This is a genomic window from Cupriavidus sp. MP-37, assembly GCF_020618415.1.
GTDB lineage: Bacteria > Pseudomonadota > Gammaproteobacteria > Burkholderiales > Burkholderiaceae > Cupriavidus.
This window is the reverse complement of the sequence record NZ_CP085344.1, coordinates 2695760-2722026: the sequence shown is the minus strand read 5'-3', so window position 1 is coordinate 2722026 and position 26267 is coordinate 2695760. Positions and strand designations below refer to the sequence as shown.

25 protein-coding genes are annotated in these 26267 nt (G+C 69.5%); 11 read left to right on the top strand and 14 right to left on the bottom strand.

The window, feature by feature from the left end; genetic code table 11:
* Positions 1-16: 16 nt before the first annotated feature.
* Together glnE and rrtA are read left to right on the top strand one after the other, a co-directional pair.
* Positions 17-3004, top strand: a complete 2988-nt coding sequence (glnE, locus tag LIN44_RS12565; RefSeq protein WP_227312357.1) for a bifunctional [glutamate--ammonia ligase]-adenylyl-L-tyrosine phosphorylase/[glutamate--ammonia-ligase] adenylyltransferase — start codon at positions 17-19, stop codon at positions 3002-3004.
* Complete coding sequence (rrtA, locus tag LIN44_RS12560; RefSeq protein WP_227312356.1) at positions 2994-3638, top strand: rhombosortase; 645 nt, start codon at positions 2994-2996, stop codon at positions 3636-3638. The genes glnE and rrtA overlap by 11 nt, the downstream gene beginning before the upstream one ends.
* 22 nt (positions 3639-3660) lie before the next feature.
* On the opposite strand, the gene mprA is transcribed toward rrtA, so the two are convergent.
* From mprA to LIN44_RS12540, 4 genes are all read right to left on the bottom strand, one after another.
* Positions 3661-5295, bottom strand: a complete 1635-nt coding sequence (mprA, locus tag LIN44_RS12555; RefSeq protein ID WP_227312355.1) for an MprA protease, GlyGly-CTERM protein-sorting domain-containing form — start codon at positions 5293-5295, stop codon at positions 3661-3663.
* 149 nt (positions 5296-5444) lie between these two features.
* Positions 5445-5891 (bottom strand): hypothetical protein, encoded by a 447-nt coding sequence (locus LIN44_RS12550; protein WP_112775335.1) that lies wholly within the window; start codon positions 5889-5891, stop codon positions 5445-5447.
* A 76-nt stretch (positions 5892-5967) separates the two neighbouring features.
* Complete coding sequence (gene recN, locus LIN44_RS12545; RefSeq protein ID WP_227312354.1) at positions 5968-7719, bottom strand: DNA repair protein RecN; 1752 nt, start codon at positions 7717-7719, stop codon at positions 5968-5970.
* A 65-nt stretch (positions 7720-7784) separates the two neighbouring features.
* A complete protein-coding gene (locus tag LIN44_RS12540) occupies positions 7785-8702 on the bottom strand; it encodes an NAD kinase (protein WP_227312353.1) in 918 nt (305 codons plus the stop codon).
* A gap of 102 nt (positions 8703-8804) precedes the next feature.
* On the opposite strand from LIN44_RS12540, the gene hrcA reads away from it, so the two are divergent.
* The 3 genes from hrcA (at position 8805) to LIN44_RS12525 (ending at position 11453) form a co-directional block, all read left to right on the top strand.
* The gene (gene hrcA / locus LIN44_RS12535; protein WP_227312352.1) at positions 8805-9839 is read left to right on the top strand and encodes a heat-inducible transcriptional repressor HrcA; all 1035 of its coding nucleotides are present in this window, start codon (positions 8805-8807) and stop codon (positions 9837-9839) included.
* 106 nt (positions 9840-9945) lie between these two features.
* The gene (gene hemH / locus LIN44_RS12530) at positions 9946-11061 is read left to right on the top strand and encodes a ferrochelatase (protein WP_227312351.1); all 1116 of its coding nucleotides are present in this window, start codon (positions 9946-9948) and stop codon (positions 11059-11061) included.
* Positions 11058-11453 (top strand): RNA-binding S4 domain-containing protein, encoded by a 396-nt coding sequence (locus LIN44_RS12525; RefSeq protein WP_227312350.1) that lies wholly within the window; start codon positions 11058-11060, stop codon positions 11451-11453. Before hemH ends, LIN44_RS12525 begins: the two co-directional genes overlap by 4 nt.
* 71 nt (positions 11454-11524) lie before the next feature.
* Here the strand turns inward: LIN44_RS12525 and LIN44_RS12520 are convergent, their stop codons facing one another.
* Positions 11525-11698: a hypothetical protein gene (locus tag LIN44_RS12520; protein ID WP_227312349.1), complete on the bottom strand. Its 174-nt coding sequence runs from the start codon at positions 11696-11698 to the stop codon at positions 11525-11527.
* Between the two features lie 273 nt (positions 11699-11971).
* On the opposite strand from LIN44_RS12520, the gene grpE reads away from it, so the two are divergent.
* Both grpE and LIN44_RS12510 read left to right on the top strand, forming a co-directional pair.
* Positions 11972-12547: a nucleotide exchange factor GrpE gene (gene grpE, locus LIN44_RS12515; RefSeq protein WP_227312348.1), complete on the top strand. Its 576-nt coding sequence runs from the start codon at positions 11972-11974 to the stop codon at positions 12545-12547.
* A 114-nt stretch (positions 12548-12661) separates the two neighbouring features.
* Complete coding sequence (locus tag LIN44_RS12510) at positions 12662-13093, top strand: thioredoxin family protein (RefSeq protein ID WP_116312359.1); 432 nt, start codon at positions 12662-12664, stop codon at positions 13091-13093.
* 13 nt (positions 13094-13106) lie between these two features.
* Here LIN44_RS12510 and LIN44_RS12505 read toward each other — a convergent pair whose 3' ends face one another.
* Positions 13107-14402 (bottom strand): phospholipase A, encoded by a 1296-nt coding sequence (locus LIN44_RS12505; RefSeq protein WP_227312347.1) that lies wholly within the window; start codon positions 14400-14402, stop codon positions 13107-13109.
* Positions 14403-14533: 131 nt separating this feature from the next.
* Complete coding sequence (locus tag LIN44_RS12500) at positions 14534-14965, bottom strand: DUF1841 family protein (RefSeq protein WP_227312346.1); 432 nt, start codon at positions 14963-14965, stop codon at positions 14534-14536.
* A 95-nt stretch (positions 14966-15060) separates the two neighbouring features.
* Between LIN44_RS12500 and LIN44_RS12495 the strand changes: the two genes are divergently transcribed.
* Both LIN44_RS12495 and LIN44_RS12490 read left to right on the top strand, forming a co-directional pair.
* Positions 15061-15999 carry a DMT family transporter gene (locus LIN44_RS12495; protein ID WP_227312345.1) on the top strand — a complete coding sequence of 313 codons (939 nt, stop codon included), beginning with the start codon at positions 15061-15063 and terminating at the stop codon, positions 15997-15999.
* 88 nt (positions 16000-16087) lie between these two features.
* On the top strand, positions 16088-16675 hold the full coding sequence (locus tag LIN44_RS12490; protein WP_227312344.1) for a malonic semialdehyde reductase: 588 nt from the start codon (positions 16088-16090) through the stop codon (positions 16673-16675).
* 151 nt (positions 16676-16826) lie between these two features.
* On the opposite strand, the gene LIN44_RS12485 is transcribed toward LIN44_RS12490, so the two are convergent.
* The 3 genes from LIN44_RS12485 to LIN44_RS12475 are packed head-to-tail and all read right to left on the bottom strand — an operon-like array spanning position 16827 to position 20108.
* A complete protein-coding gene (locus LIN44_RS12485; protein WP_227312343.1) occupies positions 16827-17552 on the bottom strand; it encodes a ubiquinone biosynthesis protein COQ4 in 726 nt (241 codons plus the stop codon).
* Between the two features lie 16 nt (positions 17553-17568).
* Entirely contained in the window at positions 17569-18552 is a 984-nt protein-coding gene (locus LIN44_RS12480) for an alpha/beta fold hydrolase (RefSeq protein ID WP_227312342.1), read from the bottom strand.
* On the bottom strand, positions 18549-20108 hold the full coding sequence (locus LIN44_RS12475; protein WP_227312341.1) for an NAD(P)/FAD-dependent oxidoreductase: 1560 nt from the start codon (positions 20106-20108) through the stop codon (positions 18549-18551). Before LIN44_RS12475 ends, LIN44_RS12480 begins: the two co-directional genes overlap by 4 nt.
* Before the next feature lie 97 nt (positions 20109-20205).
* Here LIN44_RS12475 and LIN44_RS12470 point away from each other — a divergent pair, with 97 nt between their 5' ends.
* Positions 20206-20889, top strand: a complete 684-nt coding sequence (locus LIN44_RS12470) for a TetR/AcrR family transcriptional regulator (protein ID WP_227312340.1) — start codon at positions 20206-20208, stop codon at positions 20887-20889.
* Here the strand turns inward: LIN44_RS12470 and nth are convergent.
* Both nth and rsxB read right to left on the bottom strand, forming a co-directional pair.
* Positions 20858-21502 (bottom strand): endonuclease III, encoded by a 645-nt coding sequence (nth, locus tag LIN44_RS12465; RefSeq protein WP_227312339.1) that lies wholly within the window; start codon positions 21500-21502, stop codon positions 20858-20860. The two genes, LIN44_RS12470 and nth, sit on opposite strands and share 32 nt — an antisense overlap.
* Complete coding sequence (gene rsxB / locus LIN44_RS12460) at positions 21499-22320, bottom strand: electron transport complex subunit RsxB (RefSeq protein WP_227312338.1); 822 nt, start codon at positions 22318-22320, stop codon at positions 21499-21501. The genes nth and rsxB overlap by 4 nt, the downstream gene beginning before the upstream one ends.
* Before the next feature lie 333 nt (positions 22321-22653).
* Between rsxB and LIN44_RS12455 the strand changes: the two genes are divergently transcribed.
* A complete protein-coding gene (locus LIN44_RS12455; protein ID WP_227312337.1) occupies positions 22654-23289 on the top strand; it encodes a TetR family transcriptional regulator in 636 nt (211 codons plus the stop codon).
* A 53-nt stretch (positions 23290-23342) separates the two neighbouring features.
* Here the strand turns inward: LIN44_RS12455 and LIN44_RS12450 are convergent, their stop codons facing one another.
* Positions 23343-24611 carry a polyhydroxyalkanoate depolymerase gene (locus tag LIN44_RS12450; protein WP_062797953.1) on the bottom strand — a complete coding sequence of 423 codons (1269 nt, stop codon included), beginning with the start codon at positions 24609-24611 and terminating at the stop codon, positions 23343-23345.
* Positions 24612-24920: 309 nt separating this feature from the next.
* The gene (locus tag LIN44_RS12445) at positions 24921-26117 is read right to left on the bottom strand and encodes an amino acid aminotransferase (RefSeq protein ID WP_227312336.1); all 1197 of its coding nucleotides are present in this window, start codon (positions 26115-26117) and stop codon (positions 24921-24923) included.
* Positions 26118-26267 lie beyond the last annotated feature (150 nt).

Below are 26267 nucleotides of genomic sequence, written 5' to 3'. Positions count from 1 at the left end.
CATTTCAAATACTGGAATGACTGCCTCTGACCCGACGAGTTCCGCCGCTGGCGACGCTGCTGACCAACATGGCGCGAGCGCCACACCGGAACCCGCCCATGCGGCCTCCGTCGCACCGGGGCAGGGCCCCGGCACCATGGCCGCCGGCGCCTTTGCCGTCACCGCGGCGCAGACGCTGCAGCCGGACGGCGAACGCCCCGGGGCAGGCGGCGACGTATTGTACTCGGCCGCGTACTCGCACTACGCGCGGCGCGTGCTGCAGGCCCGCCCGGACCTGCCCGAGATCCTCGCCGCCGCGGTGGCGCAGCCGCTCACGCGCGCCTGGATGGAAGCGCGGCTGCAGGCGCTGCACGAGCCCTCGGCCGACGCCGAGGACGCCGCCAAGCGGAGTCTGCGCAGGCTGCGCGCCGAGGTCATGTGCGCGGTGATCGAGCGCGACCTGCGCGGCCTGGCAACGCTGGGCGAGGTCACCGGCGCCATGACCGACCTGGCCGAACTGGCGATCCAGCACGGCCTGGCGGTGCTGGGCGACGACCTTGCCGCGACCTTCGGCCGCCCGGTCGGCGCCCACAGCGGCGAGGTGCAGGAGCTGGTGGTGGTGGGCATGGGCAAGCTGGGCGGACGCGAGCTCAATGTCTCGTCCGACATCGACCTGATCTTTCTCTACGACGAGGACGGCGAGACCCAGGGCGGCCCGCGCACCCTGTCCAACCACGAGTACTTCATCCGCCTGGGCCGCCGGCTGATCAACCTGCTCGCCGAGGTGACCGCCGACGGCTATGTGTTCCGCGTCGACATGCGGCTGCGTCCCAATGGCGATGCCGGCCCGCTGGCCTGCAGCCTGGGCATGCTGGAGGAATACCTGGTGGTGCAGGGCCGCGAGTGGGAGCGCTATGCCTGGATCAAGGGCCGCGTGGTGTCGGCGCTGGACTCGCCCCATGCGCAGCGCACCGCCGGCCTGCTGGCGCGCCTGACCTCGCCGTTCGTGTTCCGGCGCTACCTCGACTACGGCGTGATCGCGGCGATCCGCTCGCTGCATGCGCAGATCCGCAGCGAGGCCGCCAAGCGCAGCGGCGGCCTGCCCGGGCATGGGGTCAACCAGCGCTCGTTCAATATCAAGCTGGGCCGCGGCGGCATCCGCGAGATCGAGTTCATGGCGCAGGTGTTCCAGCTGATTCGCGGCGGCCAGGACCCCGCGCTGCGCATCCGGCCGACGCTGGAGGTGCTGGCGGTGGCGGTCGGGCGCGGCCTGCTGCCCGCCGGCCAGGCCGAACAGCTGGGCGATGCCTACCGCTTCCTGCGCCAGCTCGAACACCGGCTGCAATACCGCGACGATGCCCAGACCCACCACCTGCCGACGTCACCGGACGAGCAGCACGCCGTGGCGCAGATGATGGGCTGCGCCGACTGGCCGACCTTGCTGGCGCGGCTGGCCGCGCTGCAGGAGCCGGTCGCGCAGCAGTTCGAAGCCACCTTCTCCGACCCGGATGCCGGCCCGTGCGAGGCGCTGTGGCCGGACATCGTCATCCACGACAGCGCCGCGCGCGCGCAGGACAACGCCCACGACCCGTCGCACGCTGAAGGCGACAGCGCGGTGCCGTGCCAGCGGCTGCAGGCGGCCGGCTTTACCGACTGCAATGCGCTGCTGGACCGGCTGCGCGCGATCGCCGCGTCGCTGCGCTATCGCGCGCTGTCCGAAGCCAGCCGCGCGCGCTTCGACCAGCTGGTCAACCGCGCGCTCGACCTGGCCGCGCGCCAGGACGATCCCGACAGCACCATCGGGCGCTTTATCGACTTCCTCGAGGCGATCAGCCGGCGCGCCTCCTACCTGTCGCTGCTGTCCGAATACCCGCAGGCGATGGACCGCGTCGCGCAGACGCTGCATGCCTCGCGCTGGGCCGCGGCCTACCTGACGCGCCATCCGCAACTGCTCGACGAGCTGCTCGACAGCGACGCGCTGGCCGGTGCGCCCGACTGGGCCGCGTTCCGCAAGCGCCTGCATGAACGGCTGCTGGCCGCGGAGGGGCAGGTCGAGCAGCAGATGGACATCCTGCGCCGCGAGCACCATGCCGAGACCTTCCGCGTGCTGCTGCAGGACCTGCAGGGCATGCTGACGGTCGAGCAGGTGGCCGACCGCCTGTCCGACCTGGCCGATGCCATGCTCGACGCGACGCTGGAAACGGTGTGGCGCCAGCTGGCCACGCGCCACCGCGAGGTGCCGCGCTTCGCGGTGATCGCGTACGGCCGGCTGGGGGGCAAGGAGCTGGGCTATGCCTCGGACCTGGACATCATCTTCCTGTACGACGACGAGCACGAGCGCGCGCCCGAGGTCTATGCCGCCTATGCGCGCCGCCTGATCACCTGGCTCACCAGCCATACCGCGGCCGGCGCGCTGTTCGACGTCGACACGCGGCTGCGGCCCAATGGCGCGGCCGGGCTGCTGGTGACCAGCTTCGATGCGTTCCGCCGCTACCAGCTGCGCGAGGGCGACAACACCGCCTGGGTGTGGGAGCACCAGGCGCTGACGCGCGCGCGCTTCTGCGCCGGCGATGCCGCCATCGGCGCGCGCTTCGAGGCGCTGCGCGACGAGGTGCTGTGCCAGCAGCGCGACGCCGCGGCGCTGCGCGGCGAAATCGCGCAGATGCGGCGCAAGGTGGCCGAAGGCCATCCTAATCCCACCGAGCTGTTCGACCTGAAGCACGACCGCGGCGGCATGGTCGATATCGAATTCACGGTGCAGTACCTGGTGCTGCTGCACAGCCGCGCCCATCCGCAGCTGACGCGCAACGCCGGCAATATCGCGCTGCTGCGCGAGGCCGGCGAACTGGGCCTGATCGATGCCACGCTGGCGCTGGCGGTGGGCGACGCCTACCGGCTGTTCCGCGCGCGCCAGCACCAGCTGCGGCTCGATGGCCAGGCCCATGCGCGCGTGGCGCCGGCATCGATGGCCGCGCATACCGCGCCGGTGCGCACGCTGTGGCGGGCCGTGTTCGGTGAGGACTGACGCCTCCGGCGCGCCGGCGCCGGCCGGCGCATCGTGGCCGGGCCTGCTGGCAGCGGTGGCGCTGGTGTGGGCGCTGTCGGCGGCGTTCACCTTCCTGCCGTGGTGGCACGCTCACGGTCTGTACCTGCGCGATGCGGTGCGGGTGGACGGGCAGTGGTGGCGCCTGGCCACGGCGATGTGGGTGCACCTGGACGGCCATCACTGGCTGGCCGACATGCTCGCCGCCACCGGCGTGCTGGCGATCTGCGCGCGCGTGGCGCGGGTGCGCAGCCTGCTGCTGGTGCTGGTGGCTTGCGGCATCGCGGTGCAGCTGGCGCTGCTGCGGTTGCCGGCGATTGCCTGGTACGGCGGGCTCTCGGGCGCCCTGCACGGGCTGGCCGTATGGGGCGCGCTGGGGCTGTTGCGCGCGCCGGGACTGGCGCGCGCCACGGGCGTGCTGCTGTGCCTGGGCGTGCTGGCCAAGATCTGGGTGGAACAGTCATGGCTGGCGCCGGTGGTATTCGATCCGGCGTGGGGCTTCGGCGTGGTGCGCGTGGCGCATGCGGCCGGCGCGGTGGCCGGCCTGCTGTGCTGGGTCTTGCAGGAGTGGTGGCTGGCGCGGCGGCCGGCGCGCAGCAACGGCGCCGCCGCCTGAGCGCCCGTCAGCGTTGGCGCTGCTACCAGCCCCGGCGCCGCAGCGCGAAGCTGAGCAGGCCTGCCACCGCAAGCAGCAGCGCGCTCCACAGCGGTACCGCGCCGCCGCCACCGCCGCCCTCCGCCGCCGGTGCCGGCGCAGCCTGCACCGGCGGCATCCCCAGCGCGGCCAGCAGCGCGCCGTCGGCATCGAGCAGGCCTGCGCCGCACACACCCGGATTGGTGGTGCAAAACGTGCCGGACGGATGCGGGCGCGCTGAATTCTTCAGCGCGGCGGTGACCTGCGCCGGCGTCAGCGAGCCGTTGAGCGTGAACATCATGGCTACCACGCCCGATACCATCGGTGTGGCAAAGCTGGTGCCGGCGGACGACGTCACCACGTAGTTGCCGAGGGAGGTCTTGCCGTCGTTGCTGAGGGTGCGGATCACCGATGGCGTGACCGTGCAGCGGCCGTCGACCACCTGCGAGTTGCCGCAGCCGCCGCCCGGCGCACTGATCGCCACCTGCGCGCCGACGTTGGCATAGCTGGCGTTCTCGCCGTCGTTGGCGTGCGCGGTGACCGCGATCACGCCGCTGCAGTCGGCCGGCGCCTCGACCGCGCCGCGGTTGTTGCCGGCCGCGGCCACCACCACCACGCCGCGCGCGTTCAGGTCGTTGACCGCCTGCTGCTCGATGCTGCTGCAGGTGCCGCCGCCCAGGCTGATATTGACCACGCGCGCCGGGTTAGGGTTGTCCGGCACGTTCGGCACCGGCAGGCCGCCGGCCCAGCGCATGCCGTCGACGGTGTCGGACAGCAGCGCGCCGCAGCGTCCCGAGACCCGCACCGGCAGGATGCGGGCATTCCAGTCGACGCCGGCGATATCGCGCGCGTTGTTGGTCAGCGCCCCCAGCACGCCGGCCACGCGCGTGCCATGCCAGCTGTTGTTGGTCGGTTCGGGCGTGGGCGTGCTGCTGCCCGGGCAGGTGAAGCCGGCCGGCAGGTTGTCGCCGGCATCGGTCGGGTCGCCGTCGCGGCCGTCGCCGTCATTGGAGACCGTGGTGGTGCTGATGAAGTCGAAGCCGGACAGCAGCCGTCCCTCCAGGTCGGGGTGGCGCAGGATGCCGGTGTCCACCACCGCCACCACCATGCCGTTGCTGCCGCGCGTGCGGTCCCACGCGCGCGGCAGGTTGGCGCCGCCGACGGCGGTGCCGGTGCCCTTCAGGTACGGCTGGCTGACCTGGAACTCGGGATCGTCGGGCAGGGTGTCGTGCAGCCGCAGCCAGCGGTCGGGCACGGCGTCGGCCACGCGCGGATCCTGGCGCAGGCGCGCCGCCGCCGCTTCGGGGTCGGCGGCGAAGCTGTCGGGGATCTGCACTAACTGCAGGTTGCCACCCATGGCCCGGCGTGCCGAGACGGCGATGCCGGTGCGTTCGCTCAGTTGCTTGAGGGCCTCGGCGGCAGCCGGCGACCTGGCGGCACCGTTGCCGTCGACCGCGGTGGTGCCGTCGCGCCAGCGCACGATGATGTGGCCGGTATAGGCGGATGCGGACTGCGCGCCGGCTGCGAGTGCCGTGCCGGTCGGGACCGCGCCGCAGGCAGCGGCGGCGGCCAGGGTGATGGCCCGCCAGCGGCGGGCCGCGAAGTTGCGGCGGAACACGGACAGCGCGGATTGCGGCATGGATTTCTCCTCCCTGGGGCGTGGCGCGCTCGGGCCGGGCCGGCGCGCGGGCATGTTATGTAGCGAATACGATCCAGCCGGGTTGTGCAAGGGTGGTTTTTGGTCTTGTCCCCGTTCGTTAGTGCGGCATTCCGTACAGATTTCCAGCCTCAGCGCGGTGGCATGTCGCGGCTGGTTGGAATATTGCGGCTGGGCTTGAGCAGCCGGTCGGGTTCGGCGGTCTCGATGCGCGGCGTGGCGCGCAGCGTGTCGACGGCCTGGTCGAGGGTAGCGTCGGCCGACGGCGAGATCGCCGTGACCAGCCAGACCCCGCCCGACATCGGCCGCTTGACCACATAGCGGATCGGACCCTTGATTTCGGCCAGCAGCTTGCCGGCGTCTTCGGACAGGTCCACCGCGGGCGGCTTGAAGCGGACCATGATGTCGCCGAGCGCACGGTCATCGCTGATGCTGCCCGGCGGCGGCGCCGAGGCCTTGGGCTGGGCCTGGCAGGCGGACAGCGCCAGCAGGGCGGCCGAGGCGGCGGTGGCAATGGCCAGCACCGCGCGCAGCGAGGCGCGCGGGCGGTGGCCGGTGGGCGGCGCTGGGCGGGTCATGGGGAAGCTCCTGTCGATTGATAAATTGGCGCGATGCCACGCAAGGCCGGCCGCGCAAGTGGCGCGAGCCTTAGCCTTAGCCGGCGGCGGCGCGGCGGGCGCGCTTGCCGTCCTTGCCCGCGCGCGCGGGCTGGCCGGCGCCGCTGTCGGCCATGCCCTGCGCCAGCATCTCCTGCGCATGTTGCAGCGTGGTGTTGGTGACGGTGGCGCCGCCCAGCATGCGCGCGGTCTCGACCACGCGCCCGGCAGGGTCGAGCACGCGGATGCGCGAACGCGTGACCGATGCCTCGGCTTCGGCGGTGGTTTCCTTGCTCACCAGCAGGTGGGTGCCGGCCTGCGCCGCTACCTGCGGCAGGTGGGTCACGCACAGCACCTGGCGCGCGCGGCCCAGTTCCTGCAGGCGCCGGCCGACCACTTCGGCCACCGCGCCGCCGATGCCGGTGTCGACTTCGTCGAAGATCAGCGTGGGCGTGGGCGAGGCTTCGCTGGTGATCACCGAGATCGCCAGGCTGATGCGCGCGAGTTCGCCGCCGGAGGCCACCCGGGCCAGCGGCCGCGCGCTGACGCCGGCGTGGCCCGCCACCAGGAACTCGACCTGCTCGAGGCCGTAGCTCTGGCCTTCGTCGAGCGCATTGAGCGCGGCGACAAAGCTGCCGCCCGCCATCGACAGGCCCTGCATGGCGTCGGTGACCGCGCCGGACAGCGCCTGCGCCGCTTGCTTGCGGGCCTGGCTGAGGTGCTGCGCCAGCGTCAGGTAGGCGGCCTTGGCCGCGGCCTCGCGCGCCATCACCTTGTTCAGGTCCTGCGCGGCCTGCAGGTCGTCGAGCTGCTGGCGGCGCGCGATCAGCTCGTCGGGCAACTGCTCGGGCGGCAGGCGGTACTTGCGCGCGGTGGCGTGCAGCGCCTGCATGCGCTCTTCCACCACCTGCAGCCGCTCGGGGTCGAGCTCGAGCCGGTCGACATAGCGCGTCAGCGAGTGCGCGGCTTCCTCGGCCTGCAGCTGCGCCGGCTCGAGCGCGGCCAGCACGTCGCGCAGCGCGGGATCGACATCGGCCAGCTGCTGCAGCCGGTGGACGATGCCGTTGAGCGCCGACAGCACCGAACCGTCGGCCTCGGACAGCGCATCGAGCGCGGCGCGGCTGCCGTCGATCAGGCCGGCGGCGTGCGAGAGCCGGTTGTATTCGGACTGGATCTCGTCCCATTCGCCCGGCTGCGGGTTGAGCTTGTCCAGCTCCCCAACTTGCCATTCGAGCCGCTCGCGCTCGAGCTGCATCTCGCGCGACTGGTGCTCGACCGCTTCGCGCTGGCGCACGCAGGCACGCCAGGCGCGCCAGGCCTCGGCCACCGCGGCGGCCTGCTGCGTCAGCCCGGCGTGGGCGTCGAACAGCAGCCGCTGCGCGTCCGGGCGCAGCAGTTGCTGGTGCGCATGCTGGCCATGGATGTCGACCAGCTGGTCACCGACTTCGCGCAGCTGTGCCAGGGTGGCGGCGGCGCCGTTGATAAAGGCCTTGCTGCGGCCGCCGGCATCGACGGTACGGCGCAGCAGCACGGTCGGCACGCCGCCGTCGTCTTCGCTGTTCAGTTCGCGCTCGGCCAGCCAGGCATCGAGCGCGGCATGGGTCGAGAAGGTGGCGCTGACGCTGGCGCGCGGCGCGCCTTCGCGCACCACGCCGGCATCGGCGCGTTCGCCCAGCACCAGTGCCAGGGCGTCGATCAGTATCGACTTGCCGGCGCCGGTCTCGCCGGTGAACACGGTAAAGCCGGAGGCGAAGTCGAGGTCGAGGGTGTCGACGATGACGAAATCACGGATGGACAGGCTGCGCAGCATCGTGGCGGGAAGGATGGTCGGTCCGATGAACGGTCGGCTCGGGCTGAGGGGCGGCTGGATGGCGCTCAGAGGCGGTTGTCTTCGGACGGGTATTCGTGCCAGTGCAGCTTCTTGCGCAGCGTGGCGTAGTAGTTGTAGCCCACCGGGTGCAGCAGGTTGATGGTCTTCTGCGAGCGCCGCACCACGATGCGGTCGCCCGGCAGCAGCGAGGTCAGCGACTGCATGTCGAAGTTGACGCTGGCGTCGCGCGCGCTGGCCACCTCGATGGTGACCTCGGCGTCGTGCGGCAGCACGATCGGCCGGTTGGACAGCGCGTGCGGGGCGATCGGCACCAGCACCACGCCCGACAGCGTGGGATGCAGGATCGGCCCTCCGGCCGACAGCGCGTAGGCGGTCGAGCCGGTGGCGGTCGACACGATCAGGCCGTCGGAACGCTGGTTGTACATGAAGTGGCCGTCGACCGAAACCGCCAGCTCGACCATGCCGGAAATGCCGGAGCGGTTCACCACCACATCGTTCAGCGCCAGCGCGGAGAAGATGTCCATGTCGTCGCGCACCACGCGCGAGGCCAGCAGCAGCCGGGTTTCGGACTCGTAGCGGCCGTCGAGCATGTCGGGCAGCACGGTGTGCGCATCCTCCAGCGCAATATCGGTCATGAAACCGAGCCGCCCATGGTTCACGCCGATCAGCGGCACGTCATAGCCGGCAAGCTGGCGCGCGAGGCCCAGCAGCGTGCCGTCGCCGCCTAGCACCACCGCCACGTCGGCCTGCGTGCCGATCTCCTCGGCGGACAGGGCGGGGTAGGCGGTCAGCCCGGTGGCCAGCGCGGTCTCGCGCTCGAACACCACATCCTGGCCGTTGCGCAGGATGTAGGAGGCGATCTCTTCCAGCGGCCCTTCGATGCCGGCGGTGGAGTACCGGCCCACCAGGGCGACGGTCTTGAACGGAGTGCGCACGGCGCTGGCTTTGGCTGGGGCGGACATGCCGGGATTAGACCATACCGCCGCGACGGTTGTCAGCAGGCGCCGGCGGCCCATCCGGCCGGGCCGCCAGAAGGTCCAAAACTTGCGTAAAATCGGGGCATCATGGATGAACGCTCCAAAACGCTGCTCAAGACCCTGATCGAGCGCTACATTGCCGAAGGCCAGCCGGTCGGCTCCCGCACCCTGTCGAAGTACTCGGGGCTGGACCTGTCGCCGGCGACGATCCGCAATGTGATGTCCGATCTCGAGGAAATGGGTTTTATCTCCAGCCCGCACACGTCGGCCGGCCGGATCCCGACGCCGCGCGGCTACCGGCTGTTCGTCGACTCGATGCTGACGGCCAAGCCGCTCGAGCGCAACGCCGACCTGGCCGAGCTGACCGGGCAGATCCAGGACCAGCTGGGCGGCCAGCAGCTGGGGCCGCAGCGCATGATCACCGCGGCCGCGCGCACGCTGTCCAACCTGTCGCACTTTGCCGGCGTGGTGATGACGCCGCGCCGCGCGCAGGCGTTCCGGCAGATCGAGTTCATGCGGCTGTCGGACAAGCGCATCCTGCTGATCATCGTCAGCCCCGAGGGCGACGTGCAGAACCGCATCATCCAGACCGAACTCCCTTACACGCCGGCCCAGCTGATCGAGGCGGCCAATTTCTTCAACTCACACTATGCCGGCATGAGCTTCGACACCGTGCGCAACCACCTGCGGCTGGAGCTGCAGGACCTGCGCCGCGACATGTCGCAGTTGATGCAGGCCGCGGTCGAGGCCGGCAGCACCGCCGAGGACGAGGACGACGACCACGTCTATATCAGCGGCGAGCGCAAGCTGCTCGAAGTCGACGACCTAGCCTCGAGCATGGACAAGCTGCGGCGCCTGTTCGACGTGTTCGAGCACAAGACCAGCCTGCTGCAGCTGCTGGACGTGTCCAGCCATGCGCAGGGCGTGCAGATCTTTATCGGCGGCGAAAGCCGGCTGGTGCCGATCGAAGACATGGCGGTCATCACCGCGCCGTACGAGGTCGACGGGCAGATCGTCGGCACGCTGGGCGTGATCGGCCCCACGCGCATGGCCTACGAGCGCGTGATCCCGATCGTCGACATCACCGCGCGGCTGCTGTCGAGCGCGCTGAGCCAGAACTAGTGGTCCGGCGTCCCGGTCCGGCCGGCGGCTCCATTCCCGCCGCGCGGGCCCGGCGCCGGTGCGCCGCGCCCGCCCCATCCCGGCATCGCGCCAATCCGGAAGCGACATGACGTTTTCTCCCGAACCGGCCTACCAGCACGGCCAGGCGCCGCGCACGGCGATCCTGCTGGTCAACCTGGGCACGCCCGATGCCCCCACGCCCAAGGCGGTGGGGCGCTACCTGAAGCAGTTCCTGTCCGACCCGCGCGTGGTCGAAATCCCGCGCGCGGCGTGGCTGCCGCTGCTGTATGGCGTGATCCTGCCGCTGCGCTCGCGCGCGTCGGCGCTCAAGTACGAATCGATCTGGCTGCGCGAGGCCCATATGACGGGCTCGCCGCTGCTGGTCTACAGCGAGCGCCAGGCGCACGCGCTGCAGCGGCTGCTGCACCAGAACGGCCACGACGTGACGGTGGCGTGCGCGATGCGCTACGGCAACCCCTCGATCGCCTCGGTGATGGAAGCGCTGCGCCGCCAGGGCTGCGAGCAGGTGCTGGTGCTGCCGATGTATCCGCAATACTCGGGCACCACCACCGCCACCGCCTTCGATGAGGTGTTCCGCGTGCTGGGCCAGTGGCGCAACCAGCCGGAGCTGCGGCTGGTCAAGCATTTCCATGACCATCCCGCGTATATCTCGGCGCTGCAGCAGCAGGTCGGCGCCTACTGGAGCCGGCACGGCATGCCGGATTTCGGCCAGGGCGACAAGCTGATCCTGTCGTTCCACGGCGTGCCGCGGCGCACGCTGGAACTGGGCGATCCCTACCACTGCGAGTGCCTGAAGACCGGGCGCCTGCTGGGCGAGGCGCTCGGCCTGCAGCCGGGGCAGTACCAGGTGACGTTCCAGTCGCGCTTCGGCAAGGCCGAGTGGCTGCAGCCCTATACGGCGCCGACGCTGGCCGAGCTGGGCAAGGTTGGCGCCGGGCGCGTGGACGTGTTCTGCCCGGGCTTCCCGGCGGACTGCATTGAAACGCTGGAAGAAATCGCCATGGAAGGCCAGACTGAGTTCAAGGTCGCGGGCGGCAAGGACTTCCATTTCATTCCGTGCATGAACGATGCCGCGCCGTGGGTCGCGGCGATGGCGGAGATCGCGCTGCAGCACCTGCAGGGCTGGCCGCTCGCCACGCCGCATCCGCATGAACTGGAGGCGCGGCGCACGCGTGCGCAGGCGCGGGGAGCGGCGGCATGAACGTGGATTTCGACGCGGATGCGCGCCAGCGCATCGACAAATGGCTGTGGTGCGCGCGTTTCTTCAAGACGCGCTCGCTCGCGGCCGAAGCGGTCGAGCGCGGCAAGGTCACGGTCAACGGCCAGCTGTGCAAGAACTCGCGCGAGGTCAAGCCCGGAGACAAGGTTGCGCTGGAGGCACACCAGCAGCGCTGGGAGCTGGAAGTGAAGGGCATCGCCGCGGCGCGCGGGCCGGCGCCGGTGGCGCAGACGCTGTACCAGGAAAGTGCCGAGAGCCAGTCGCGCCGCGCCGCCGAGGCCGAGCGCCGGCGCCTGCAGCCCGAGCCATCCGCCCAGCTCCAGGGGCGCCCGACCAAGCGCGACCGCCGCCGCATCGACGACTTCAAGGGCTGACATGGCAGCGCGGCGGCACCGTTGCCGGTGCCGCCGCGCCATGGACAGCAAGATGAGCGGGCCAGCCGGGCTTATTCCTGCGAGCCTTCCTGGCTGACGAAGGGGACGATGTAGTGCTTGAACACCGCCTTGCCGCTGCCATACTCGGTATCGCGCGGGGTGAAGGCGCCGGACAGGCAGATAAAGACGGTCATGACCGCCAATGCGGCCACGACGCACAGCGTCACGACTGGCAGCTTATGCATGGCCAACCTTTCGGAAGCGGCACAATAATGAACCATCCCCTGGCCCTCGACATTTTTGTCATTTTTCTTACTAAGAATCTTAGTGAGCGCGATGACGCAAAGCAATAAGGCGTCGATTTCGGCAGGCCAGGCTTTGTAACCGTGTGTTTCCGCGTCGCGCCGGCGCCACTCTTGAAAAGCGGCGAGCTGCCACCACCTGCATCGGACACACGCCGATTTACCACCCGCGGCCAGCCCACGGCGGGCCGCGACACTGCATTGATACGGATCGACATGGAAGACCAGAAGCAGACGCCATCCAACCAGACTGCGACGCCTGCGGGCGATGCGGCGGCCAGTGCAGCCAACGCCAGCCCGGAGACCGGCGCGCCGGAAACCGCGGCGACCGCCGTGGACGACGTGGCGGCCCAGCTGGCCGCGCTGGAAGCCAAGGCCAGCGAGCATTACGACCTGTACATGCGCGCCGTTGCCGAAGGCGAGAACATCCGCCGCCGGGCCCAGGAAGATGTCGCCAAGGCGCACAAGTTCGCCATCGAGAACTTTGCCGACAACCTGCTGCCGGTCATGGACAGCCTGCAGGCCGCACTGGCCGACGGCTCCGGCGATATCGCCAAGCTGCGCGAAGGCGTGGAACTGACCGCGCGCCAGCTGGCCGCGGCCTTCGAGCGCGGCAAGATCGTCGAACTCAACCCGGTGGGCGAGAAGTTCGACCCGCACCGCCACCAGGCCATCTCGATGGTGCCGGCGGAGCAGGAGCCCAACACCGTGGTGACCGTGCTCCAGCGCGGCTACACCATTGCCGACCGCGTGCTGCGCCCGGCGCTGGTCACGGTGGCGGCGCCGAAGTAAGCCGTCGCCGCTGGCACGCGGACGGGCGGCGCCCGTCGCCCGTCGCGCCACGACGCCCGGTGCCTGCCGGCCCGGGCGTTCGTCATTGGCAGCGAACCGCATCAGGAGCGAAGCATGAGCACCGAACCGCAAGCCGGCGCGCCGGACCCGTCCGCGGCCCCGCATCTGGACCACCGCGCCTTTGACGCCTTCGCCATGCGCGAGGTCGACGATGCCACCATCGACGGCGCCATCGCCGCCGCCGGCGACGCGCTGGTGTGCGTGTTCTTCTGGGGCGTGGACTGCTTCAACTGCGAAATGGCGAAGAAGGCCATGCTGGCCAATCCCGGGCCGGTGCGCGCGCTGGAACTGCACTGGCTGCACGCCAACGTCTATGCGCACCCGGAGCTGGGGCGGCGCTTCGGCCTGCACGGCATCCCGGTATTCATGTTCTTCCAGAACGGCAAGAAGCTGGGCCGGGCCACCGGCTGGCACGGCCACGGGCAGTTTGCCGCGGCCGTGGCCAATGCCCGCCTGAAGGCCAGCGGCAAGCCGCTGGCCGGCTAGCGCAGAACCGGCTTCAGCGCGTCAGCGCGTAGCCGATGCGGAACTGCCACGGCAGCTTGTGGTTGTAGTCGAGCAGGCTCTCGCCATAGCCGACGAAATATCCCGCCATCAAATAGCCGGCCGTGCCGGGGATCAGCCGCGCCATCGGGTAGGTCAGCTGCGCGTCGACGCTGCCGTACCACTTGCGCGTGCCCTTGCGCAGCGTCGCCGAGAACTCCCATGAGTCCGGACGGCCGTAGGCGATGCCCAGGTCCATGAAGCCGCGGTAGTGGGCGATGTCCGGGTTATCGGCCTTTTCCACGTAGGCGTAGAGCTTGGGCGCGACACGCCAGTGCCAGTCGTTCTGGTCGCCGAAATAGAAGGTCGGCTTGACGAACACCGTATTGATGCTGCGTGATTGCGTGCCGTCGCGGCCGTTGGATTCATGCTCCAGGCCGGTGGCCAGCGACAGCCGGCTGATCACGTTGTTGCGCACGCCGGTATCCGACAGGTAGTAGAACAGGCTGGGGCGGTAGTTGGTGTCGCGGAACGGTGCCGAGTCGTCGTTCAAGTCCCACAGCGAGAACTGGGTGTAGCTGAAATAGAGGTTGTCGAACAGGCGCTTCGAGGCAGGGTCCTCGCCCTCGAAGATGCGGTACTTGAAGCTGAACTGGAACTTGGCGTTGGCGCCCCCGTTCGCGCCGCCCATGAAATACATCGGGTCGTGGAACGACAGCCGGGCGCTGTCGCGCAGGTCGGCCGGGGCGGGCGCCGCGGCCTCGGCCGTGGTGATGCCCGTCACCGGGACGGGCGCGCTGTCGGCGGATTCAGGGCTGTCCACTGTGGCCGGCGCCTGGCTGGCCACCGGCGGCGTCGACGTGGCCGCCTCGCCCGGCTGCGGCAGCCGGTTCAGCGTGACCAGCACCGGCGCGGCGTCGATGCCGGTGGCATCCAGCCGCACCTGGCCGCGCAGCACCGGCGGCAGCGCCACCGTGTAGCGGATGGCGCGATGCTCGCCGCGGCGCAGGTTGACCACGGCCGGGCCCGAGACTTCGCGCCACAGCACCAGCCGTACCGGCGCCTGCAGGTCGCCGGAGGCGGTCACTTCGAGCGTGTCGGGAATACGGTAGCGGCGTGTGGTGTTGTCGGCCGACACCACCAGGGTCAGGGTCAGCGGCTGGTTGGCGTCGATCACGCGCGGCGGCTGCAGCAGCGCCACGCCGGCATGGCCGGCCAGCGGCCAGGCCAGCATCAGCGACAGGCAGAGCGGGGCGACGGCACGGCTGGCCGGGGCCAGGCGTCGCCGCGGGAAAAGGGCAGTACGGGGCATCAAGATGAGCGACGTTGCCAGGTGATGGCAACGCAACTAGGGAAAACTCGGAGCCCAAAGCCTACCACGCACGCCTGCAACGGCTTGTGAGGAATTGTACGCTGCACTTTTTTGCGCGTACCGGCGCAACGTCAGCGGTTGGCGCGACGCTTGACGCAGTCGACGTAGTGGTCGCCGTCCGGGGGCTGGCCGGTGCGCTGCGCCTGCCACAGCATCTCGCCCAGGCATTCCATCACCTGGTGCTGGGCTTCGTGCGGGGAATCGAGCCGGCGCGCCAGCGCCTCGTAGGCCTGGCGGATGCCGCGCGGCTGGTCGACCGAGACCTGCTCCGAAATCGACAGGTGCATCGCCAGATGCAGGAAGGGGTTGGTCTGGCCTTGCTCGGGGGTGTAGTCCTGCGCCAGCGCGCCTTCGGTGTCGCGCAGCAGCTCGTGGTACTCGGGGTGCTCGCCGATCCAGTCGACGGCGATGGCTTCCAGCGGGGTCAGCACGCCGCCTGCAATCTGCTTCTGCCAGGCATCGCAGAAGAACCGGCGGACTTCTTCTCGGGAGGGATTGAACATGGTGGCGCCATTGTAAACGACGGGGGCTGCCCTTGCCGGCTGCCCTGGCGATGCCGCCAAGTAGAATGCGGGATCGCCGACTCCCTGCCTGCCCGATGAGCGCTTCCGCCCCCACCGCCCCGACCGCCGCCCGCGACAAGCTGGCCGGCGTGCTGCTGATCGCGGTCTCGGCCAGCGCCTTCGGCGCCATGGCCATCTTCGCCCGCTTTGCCTACGCCGCCGGCGCGGACGTGTATGGGCTGCTGCTGGTGCGCTTCATGCTGGCCGCCGCGGCGCTGGCGTGGGTGATGCGTACGCGCGGCATCGCGCTGCCGCCGTGGCGCCGCGTGCTGGCGCTGGCGGCGATGGGGGGCATCGGCTATGTCGGCCAGTCGTTCTGCTTCTTCAGCGCGCTCAATCACGCGCAAGCCAGCCTGGTGGCGCTGCTGCTGTACCTGTACCCGCTGTTCGTGACCATCCTCGCGGCCATCTTCCTGAAGGAGCGGCTGACCACCGCGGCGGTGGTGGCGCTGGTGCTGTGCTCGGTGGGTGCCGGGCTGACGGTCGGGGGCGGCGTGGGCTCGCCGCTGGGGATCGCGCTGGGGCTGGCGGCGGCGGTGATCTATTCGGTCTACATCATCGTCGGCGCGCGCCTGACCGCCGGCGTCAACCCGATCGCCACCACCACCGTGATCTGCACCGCGGCGGCGCTGGTCTACGGGGTGGTCGGCGTGCTGCGCGCCGGCGCCGGCACGCCGCCGCAGTTCCCGGCCGATGCCGGCGGCTGGCTGGCGCTGGCGGGGATCGCGCTGCTGTCGACGGTGCTGGCGATCCTGACGTTCTTTGCCGGGCTGCAGCGGCTGGGCGCGGCGCAGGCATCGATGCTGTCGACGCTGGAGCCGGTGGTCACCGTGGTGCTGGCGGCCTTGCTGCTGGGCGAGCAGATCGGCGCCGCGCAGGCAGTGGGCGGCGGCCTGATCCTGGCAGGCGTGCTGTGGCTGACCCGCCGCGGCAGCGCGCCGGCGCCGGCGCGCGCCGACATGCAAGGGAATTGAACGGGTTGCTCAAAGGCGCTGTCGTGGCGTGTGCCAGCGCTTGGGTACAATCGCGCCTTCTCTCACCTCCCGTACAGAAAGGACGCGCATGTCCCAGATCGACCACGCCGCGCTGGCGCAGCTGTTCACCGAGGCCCGCACCCACAATGTGTGGCAGGACCGCCATGTCGACGACGCCGTGCTGCACCAGATCTATGAAGCGATGAAGTTCGGCCCGACCGCGGCCAACAGCAGCCCGGCGCGCATCGTGTTCGTCAAGAGCGCTGCCGAGAAAGCGCGCCTGGTCGACTGCGTCTCGGCCGGCAACGTCGACAAGACGCGCTCGGCGCCGGTGACCGCGATCATCGCCTTCGACACCGCCTTCCACGACCAGCTGCCCAAGCTGTTCCCGCACGCCGACGCCCGCTCGTGGTACGCCGGCAACGACGCCAAGATTGCCCGCGACGCGCTGATGAACAGCTCGCTGCAGGGCGGCTACTTTATCCTGGCGGCGCGCGCGCTGGGCCTGGACTGCGGCCCGATGGGCGGCTTCGACGCCGACAAGGTCAACGCAGCGTTCTTCCCGGACGGCAAGTGGCAGGTCAACTTCCTGTGCAACCTGGGCTATGGCGTCGCCGACAAGCTGTTCCCGCGCGGCCCGCGGCTATCGTTCGACGAAGCCTGCCGCATCGTCTGAACGCGGCCGGTACCGGCAAGCATAAAAAGCGACCCGCGGTGGTCATGCCGTTAGGTACGTGACCGTCGTCCCCGCGAAAGCGGGGACCCAGTGACTTTTAACGACGCTGGATTCCCGCTTTCACGGGAATGACGGTAGCAATTGGAACCGCTCAGGCGGTCCATTGCTGCATCGGCTTGCAGGCCAGGTAGCGGCGCGGTTCGCCGATCCCGAGCCGCGCGCGCGCCGCGTCGATCGGTTCGTGCAGCAGCTTCTCGTAATCCTCTCCCAGCAGCCAGCGTGCGCGCCGGCCCAGCCGGTAGCCCTCCAGCACCGCGCGCGCAAAGGCCAGGCTGCCGGTCACGCGCAGGCTCTTCAGCGACGCCGCGATGGCGATGAAGGCCCAGCCCCTGCCGCCGGTCTGCGCATAGCTGAACGCCACCAGCGCGGCTTCGCCCAGGCTTTCGTCGGCGCGGTAGCCGGTCAGCACGTGCCAGATATCGTGGATGTCGCGCGTGCGCCGGCCGAACCACAGGTAGGCGTCCTCGAGCACCGGTTCCTGGTCGAGGTTCGACACCTTGGCCAGTCCGTCCGCGCTGTAGCCGGTCTGTTCCAGGAACGCGCGATAGGCCGCGCCGACCGTGCCCGGCCCGAAGCCGGCCACGTAAGCGGGATCGGACAGGCGCTCGGCCAGTTCGACGCGCTGGTAGACCATGCGGCGGCCGTCGTGCGTGGCCAGCAGCCGGCTGAAGTTGCGCGGCATCGACGGACCGTTGAGCGCGCGCATGATGCGGAATACCTGCTCGGTGTCGTTGCCGTCCGCCATCAGCTTGCGCACGGCGCGGAACGCGGCGAAGAGATCCTGCTTGTAGGGGTTGGAACCCGTCGTGGTGGTCATGGGCGGTCTCCCGGGATCAGGCGAACTGTGCCGGCCGCGGCGCGGAGTCTTGCATCCGCGCGGCGGCGGCGCGCACGAAATCGACGCTGGTGGCGATGGCGGTGACCGGCAGCATGTGCCCGCCGCTGACCAGGGTCAGCGTGGCGCCCGGCACTTTCGCCACCAGCGCTTCGCCATGCTCGGCGAAGTCGAGGATGCGGTCGTCGCGGCCGTACAGCACGCTGACGGGCACGCGCAGCGAGCCGTAGTCGCGCAGCAGCGCCGGCAGGCTCCGCGCGGCGCCGATCAGGTCCTCCGACGCCGCCAGGAAATGGCGCGGGCGCAAGGCCAGCAGGCCGCCGCCGCGGGTCGGGAAGTCGTCCGGCACCGGGTCGGGGCCGAACACGATATCCATGACCTCGGCGCGATGACGGATCGACATCGGCACCACCACGGTCCAGGCCAGCAGCCGGCGCTGCCAGGCGCGCGGCACGGTCATGGCCCGGAACACGGGCGAGATCTCCCTGGGCGGATGGGTCAGCGGCGCGATCAGCGCGAGGCCGCCGACGCGCTCCGGATGTCGGATCGCCAGCGCCAGCGCAATCGCGCCGCCCAGCGAATGGCCGACCACCAGCGGCCGTTCCAGGCCCAGCCGGTCGCACAGTGCGGCGAGCGCGTCGGCCTGCGCGGGCAGGTCGGCGGCGCTGCCGGGCGTGCGCGTGGAATGGCCCGCGCCGGGGCGGTCGACGGCGATGACGCGGAAGCTCTCGGCCAGCGGCGCGATCATGCCGTAGCCGAAGTTCTCGAGCTGGCCCGACAGGCCATGCACCAGCAGCAGCGCCGGGCCTTGCCCGCGCTCCACCACATGCAGGCGGGCGCCGGGCACGTCGACAAAGCGGCCGGGCGGCTGCATGGCCGCTTCGATGCGCCGGGCGGTACGCCATGTGTACAGCCATAGCGCGGCGCCGGTCAGCAGGACTAGCGCCAGCAGCACGGCCAGGCCGACGACGAGGGCTGTCATGGCTGCACCTCGCTGGCGGCCACGGCGGCGTTGGCGCCCGTTGCGTCCTGTTGGTTGCGCCGCTCGCGCAACGCGGGGGCCGCGGCGGGCGGGGCGCTGAACTGCAGCACGCCATCGGCGATGCGGCCGTGCCGGATCGTCAGCAGGTCTTTCAGGTAGTTCTGGTGCACGCGCCACGGCTTGCGGTCGCCTTGCCGCGGCAGCACGCCGGCGGCGCGCTGCACATAGCCCGAGGTGAAATCGAGGAACGGCGTCGGCTGCACCGCGGCGGGTGCGCGCGGCACCGCGATGCGGTGGCCATGGCGGTCCATGTGGCGCAGCAGGCGGCACACGTACTCGGCCGTCAGGTCGGCCTTGAGCGTCCACGAGGCGTTGGTGTAGCCGAACGCCAGCACCAGGTTGGGCACGTCGCTGAGCATCATGCCCTTGTAGGCCAGGCATTCGGCGGCGCGGCGCGGCTGGCCGTCGACCGTGAGCGCAATGTCGCCCAGCATGTTCAGCTTCAGCCCGGTTGCCGTCACCACGATATCCGCGTCCAGCGAGTTGCCGCTGGCCAGCTCGATGCCGCCTTCGGTGAAGCGCCTGATGGTGTCGGTGACCACCGAGGCGCGGCCCTCGCGCAGCGCGCGGAACAGGTCGCCGTCGGGCACCAGGCACAGGCGCTGGTCCCAGGGCTTGTAGCGCGGCGTGAAATGCGTCGCCACGTCGAAGCCGGCTGGCAGCTGCGCCGCGGCCATGCCGACCAGGCGCGCCTTGACGCGTTCGGGCCGGCGCCGCGCCAGCTGGAAGAAGGTCATGCCGAGCAGCACGTTCTTCCAGCGCGTGGCGGCGTAGGCGAGCCGCTCCGGCAGCACGCGGCGCAGCGTGCGCGCGATGCCGTCTTCGCCGGGGCGCGCCACGATATAGGTGGGCGAGCGCTGCAGCATGGTCACGTGCGCCGCGCGCTCTGCCATCGCCGGCACCAGCGTGACCGCGGTGGCGCCGCTGCCGATCACCACCACGCGCTTGCCGGCATAGTCCAGCGCTTCGTCCCAGAACTGCGGATGCACGATGCGGCCGCGAAAACGGTCCTCGCCGTCGAACGCGGGACGGTGGGCCTCGGCATAGCTGTAGTAGCCGGCGCACACATAGAGCAGGCGCGCGCGCAGCCGCACCAGGGCGCGGTCGGTGCCGCGTTCGGCTTCGACGGTCCAGCAAGCCTCGGCGCTGTCCCACGCCGCGCTGACCACGCGGTGGCCGAAGCGGATCTGGCGCGTGATGCCGGCTTCTGCGGCGGTCTCGCGGATATAGGCGCGGATCGACGGGCCATCGGCGATGGCCTTGGCGCCGCGCCAGGGCTTGAAGCGGTAGCCCAGCGTGTACATGTCCGAGTCCGAGCGGATGCCGGGGTAGCGGAACAGGTCCCAGGTGCCGCCGATGGCGTCGCGCGCCTCGAGGATGGCGTAGCGCTTGCCGGGGCAGCGCCGTTGCAGCTGGCGCGCCGCACCGATGCCGGACAAGCCGGCGCCCACGATCAGGACATCGAGAACTGCGTCATCGGAACTGGCATCGCGCATGGGAGGCATCCGGACGAGTGGCGTTTCTGACAACATAGATTGTCAGAAGCCATCCGGCAAGTTTTCCGCGCGTTTTCCGGCCATAGGGAATGCCATAATGGCGCGCATGACCTCCGAGCTGACTCCCGCGCGCCGCTATCGCGGCGCCGAAGCCGAAGAGCGCCGTGCCCAGCGCCGCGCGCAACTGATCGCCGCGGCCGTGCAGGTCTATGGCGAGCGCGGTTACCAGAACGCCACCGTCAAGGCCGTGTGCGAGGCCGCGGGACTGACCGAACGCTATTTCTACGAGTCATTCGCCAACAGCGAGGCCTTGCTGCTGGCATCGTTTCAAACGGTGACCCAGCGCCTGCTGCACATCCTGGTGCAGGCGCGCGAGGCGGCCGGCAACGATGGCGCGCAACAGGCGCTGGCGATGCTGCGCGCCTATTTCGGCGCGCTGCAGCGCGAACCGCGCTCGGCGCGCGTGTTCCTGGTAGAGATCCGCGGGGTCAGCAAGCTGGTCGACGGCGCGCTGGCCGACTCGCTGGATGAATTTGGCGGGCTGCTGGCGCAAGCGCTATTGCCGCCGGGGCGCGCGCGCGATCCGCTGCTGACGGCGGGCGTGGCGGGCGGGGTGGTCCATCTCGCCGTGCGCTGGATCCGGCAGGGCTACACCCCCGATGTCGACGTGGTGGCGCGCACCGCGCTGCAGCTGGGGGGGGGGGGGGGGGGGGGCCCGCCCCCCCCCCCCCCCCCAGCGCCGGCCGCGGCTACAGCTGCGGCGCCGGGGTTTTCTCCCTGAACTCGCACAGCGGCTCGATCGCGCAATGCCAGCATTCCGGCTTGCGCGCCTTGCACACGTAGCGGCCGTGCAGGATCAGCCAATGATGGGCATCGTGCAGGAATTCGTGCGGCACGCACTTGAGCAGCTTCTGCTCGACCACGTCGACGTTCTTGCCCGGCGCCAGGCCGGTGCGGTTGGAGACGCGGAAGATATGCGTGTCGACCGCGATGGTGGGCTGGCCGAACGCGGTGTTGAGCACCACGTTGGCGGTCTTGCGGCCCACGCCCGGCAGCGCCTCCAGCGCTTCGCGCTCGGCCGGCACCTTGCCGCCATGGCGTTCGACCAGGATGCGGCAGGTCTCGATCACATGCTTTGCCTTGGTCTTGTACAGGCCGATGGTCTTGATGTATTCGCTCAGGCCGGCTTCGCCCAGCTCCAGCATCTGCCGCGGCGTATGCGCAACCGGGAACAGGCGGCGCGTGGCCTTGTTCACGCCGACGTCGGTGGCCTGCGCCGACAGCAGCACGGCGATCAGCAGCTCGAACGGCGAGCTGTACTCCAGTTCCGTGGTCGGGGCCGGATTGACTTCGCGCAGCGTCTCGAAGATGGCACGGCACTTGGCAGCGTTCATGGTTCTTTTTCTTGGTCGTTGGCCTGATCCTTGGCGGGATCGGAGTCATCCTGCTGCGGCGTCAGCCCGGCGCGCGCGCGCCGCGCTTCGGCGGCGTCGATCTGCGCCTGCACCGCGGCCGACACGTTCTCGGTATTGCGCGGCCGCGCGGCCTGCTGCTTCTGCCGCGCGCGTTCGATCGCGGCCTGGATGATGGCGCGCTTGCGTTCCTGCGCGGCGCGCTCGGCGTCGTTCTCCGGCGCTTCGGCCTGCACCGCGGCAAGCTTGGCGGCGGCCTTGGCGGCGAGGCGCGCGTCGTTTTCCTCGCGCTCGCGCACCAGCCGCGCGTTGCGCGCCAGGTAGCGCGCGTGCGCGGCATCGGCCTGCGCCTGCGACCACGCGTCCCAGCCGGTGCGCGCGCCGGTAACGGGAACCATGTCGATGCAGTCGACCGGGCAGGGCGGCACGCACAGGTCGCAGCCGGTGCACAGCTCAGGGATTACGGTATGCATCTGCTTGGCGGCGCCGGCGATGGCGTCGACCGGGCAGGCCTGGATGCAGAGCGTGCAGCCGATGCACAGGCTCTCGTCGATGCGGGCGACCGCGCGCGGCTGCTCGCTGCCGCGTTCGGGATCGAGCGGCAGCGGTTCGGTGCCCAGCAGCGTGGCCAGGCGCGCGATCCCTTGTGCGCCACCGGGCGGGCAACGGTTGCAGGCGGCTTCGCCGCTGGCCATGGCCTCGGCATAAGGGCGGCAGCCGCTGAAGCCGCACTTGGTGCACTGGGTCTGCGGCAGCAGCGCCTCGAGACGGTCGGCGAGGGACTTGACGGCGGGATTCACGACAACGGACAGCAATTCAGGGGACAAGAGCGGGGTCAAAAAGGCGCGCCAGCAGCTGCACCGGCAGCCGCACCAGCGCGGCGCGGCCACGGGCAAAGCACGATATTTGCGCAATGCTGTGAGCGGTTGGCGACATAACGGCGGCCCTGACGGGGCGGACAATGTGCTGGCGGCCCCGGCGGCACCGGGGTCTCTGCGGACCCTGCGGTTTTCGCGCCGCAAGGATTATCCCCGATTTCGCCGGCGGACAGAAACGGCGATGATGCGCGTCGCGCAGCCGGATTGCCGCATTCCGGCCTGTGCCATAATCCGCGCAACGATCGACCACACCTCATGTCAACAGAGCCCAAGACCAAACGCGACCCGGAAGGGACGCGCCGACGCATCCTCGCTGCGGCCACCGAGGAATTCGCCAAGGGTGGTCTGGCCGGCGCCCGCGTCGACCAGATTGCCCGGCGCGCGGAAACCAACGAGCGCATGCTGTACTACTACTACGGCAGCAAGGAGGGGCTGTTCCTGGCGGTGCTCGAGAAGCAATACGCGAACTTCCGCGCCGCCGAAGAGCAACTGCGCCTGGTCGACGAAGACCCGGTCGAGGGGGTGCGCACACTGGCCCGCTTCGTCTGGGACTGGTACTACGAGCACCCCGAGTTCATCCGCCTGGTCAACAGCGAGAACCTGCACGAGGCACGGCACCTGAAGAAGTCCGCGCAGCTGCAGCAACTGATCAACCCGGTGGTCGACGTGCTTGCCGACGTGATCCGGCGCGGCCAGCAGCAGGGACTGTTCCGCGACCATATCGACGTGCCGCAGTTCTACCTGACCATTTCCGCGCTGGGCTACTACGTGCTGTCGAACCGCTACACCATCAGCGCCGTGATCGGCCGCGACGTGGCGTCGCAGCAGGAGCACGAGCGCTTTGCCGAACTCCACACTGACATGCTGCTGAGCTACCTGAAGAGGCCCTGAGCCGCCCGCAGCGCTGCCCAGACAAGAACGCCCGCTTGCGCGGGCGTTCTTTTTTACTTGCTGGCGACGGCCACCGGAGCCTGGTGGTATTTGCGGATAAAGTCGCGCAGCTGCGGGTAGATGTCCTCGCGCCAGCGCCGGCCCGAGAAGATCCCGTAGTGGCCGCAACGCTCGGCGTTCAGGTGCTGCTTGCGGTTTTTCGGGATGCCGGCGCACAGGTCGTGCGCCGCGGCGGTCTGGCCCGCGCCGGAGATATCGTCGAGCTCGCCCTCGATCGTCATCAGCGCCGTGCCCTTGATGTCCTGCGGGCGCACCGGCTTGCCGTCGATGGCCCAGGTGCCGTTGGCCAGGCGGAATTCCTGGAACACCTCGCGGATGGTGTCGAGGTAGTACTCGGCGGCCATGTCCAGCACCGCGTTGTATTCGTCGTAGAAGCGCACGTGCGCCTCGGCGTCGTCGGCGTCGCCCTCGACCAGGCTCAGGTAGTAGTCATAGTGCGACGACAGGTGCCGGTCCGGGTTCATCGCGACAAAGCCGGCATGCTGCAGGAAGCCCGGGTAGACCCGGCGGCCGTGGCCGGGATAGTTCGCCGGCACGGTGTAGATGACGTTGTTCTCGAACCACTCGTACGACTTGTTGGTCGCCAGCGAGTTGACCGCGGTCGGGCTTTTGCGCGCGTCGATCGGGCCGCCCATCATGGTCATGGTGCGCGGCGTCTTCTCGCCGGCCGATGCCATCAGCGAGATCGCGGCCAGCACCGGTACCGTGGGCTGGCACACCGAGATCACGTGCAGGTTCTCGGCGCCGATATGGCGGATGAATTCCTGGATGTAGTAGATGTAGTCGGACAGGTGGAAGGCGCCTTCCTCGACCGGCACCATGCGCGCGTCGATCCAGTCGGTGACGTAGACCTTGTGGTCCTGCAGCAGCGTGCGCACCGTGTCGCGCAGCAGCGTGGCATGGTGGCCGGACAGCGGCGCGGCCACCAGCACCACGGGTTCGTCCTTGAGCAGCTTGATGGTCTCGGGGTCGTCGGCATAGCGCTTGAAGCGCAGCAGCTTGCAGAAGGGCTTTTCCAGCACGGTCTGCTCGACGATGGGGATGTCGCGCCCGTTGGAGCGCACCGACTTGATATCGAACGCCGGTTTTTCGTATTCCTTGCCGAGCCGGTACAGCAACTCGTAGCCGGCGGCCAGGCGCGGCGCGCCAGGTACCAGCGACATCGGGCTGAGGGGGTTGGTGAAGGTCTTGGCGGTCGCCTGGGCCCACGCGGTCAGCGGGTGCAGGATCGAGCGCTGGAACTCATGCAGTTGATAGAGCATGCCGTTTCTGCCTGGTCTTACTGAGGATGCGTACCACCAAGTAACAATGTACTGACAATACACCTTGGATCGTGTGGCGCCGATTATGCCTGAATCGAACGACCGTGCTAACGATCTTGCTTTGCAGCATATACCTTAAAGTACTTCCCTATGCGGGGAACACAATAAGGCATAGGCCTGATTTTTCGGTGACAACGTCCTACAACATCGCAAACAAATGCAAAAAAGCGGCCGAAGCCGCTTTTTTGCATTGCATTGTGATGCCCACGCCAGTTGGCTGCCGTTGCGGCGCGGCAACTGGTGGCGGTGTTACATCACGGCCGCAATCGCGTCGACCACCGCATCGATGTTGCGGCTGTTCAGCGCCGCCACGCAGATGCGGCCGGTGCTGACGGCGTAGATGCCATGCTCGTTGCGCAGGCGGTCCACCTGCGCCGAGGTCAGGCCCGAGTACGAGAACATGCCGCGCTGGGCCTTGACGAAAGAGAAGTCGCCCGGCACGCCCTTGGCGGCCAGCTTGTCGACCAGCGCGTGGCGCATCAGCTTGATGCGGTCGCGCATTTCGGCCAGTTCTTGTTCCCACATGGCGCGCAGTTCCGGGCTGTTCAGCACGGTCGCGACCACGGTGCCGCCGTGGGTCGGCGGGTTGGAGTAGTTGGTGCGGATCACGCGCTTGACCTGCGACATCACGCGCTGCGCTTCTTCCTTGCTGGTGGTGACGATCGACAGCGCGCCGACGCGCTCGCCGTACAGCGAGAAGCTCTTCGAGAACGAGCTCGACACGAAGAACGGCAGGCCCGAATCGGCGAACAGGCGCACCGCGGCGCCGTCGGCGTCGATGCCGTCGGCAAAGCCCTGGTAGGCCATGTCCAGGAACGGGATCAGGTTGCGTTCCTTGACCAGCTCGACCACCTGCTGCCACTGCTCGGGCGACAGGTCGACGCCGGTCGGGTTGTGGCAGCAGGCGTGCAGCACGACGATGGTGTTGGCCGGGAACGACTTCAGCGATGCCACCATGCCGGCGAAGTTCAGGCCGTGGCTGGGGGCGTCGTAATAGGCGTAGTTGACCACCGGGAAGCCGGCGGATTCGAACAGCGCGCGGTGGTTTTCCCAGCTCGGGTCGCTGATGGCGACCTTGGCGTCCGGATACAGGCGCTTCAGGAAGTCGGCGCCGATCTTCAGTGCGCCGGTGCCGCCAAGTGCCTGGGCCGTCACCACGCGGCCGTCCGTGATCAGCGGCGATTCCTTGCCGAACAGCAGCGTCTGCACCGCCTGGTCATAGGCCGCGATGCCTTCGATCGGCAGGTAGCCGCGCGGGGTGGCGGTGGTCAGACGGGCTTTTTCTGCCTCCTGGACGGCGCGCAGCAGGGGGATTTTCCCTTCGTCGGTGAAGTACACGCCAACGCCCAGGTTGACCTTGGTCGCGCGGGTATCGGCATTGAAGGCTTCGTTGAGGCCCAGGATCGGGTCGCGCGGGGCCATCTCGACGGCAGAAAACAAACTCATTTGGAATCTCGTGGTCGGCTATGTGAAAAACGGAAGGCGTAGAATGCTCCGTACTGCGCTGGAGGCTGGCAGGCCCGGCCGCGCTCTTCTTGGCTTGAAGCGGGGGCTGACAACCCCAAGATTCTAGCGTAATCCGCCCGTTTTCCTCAG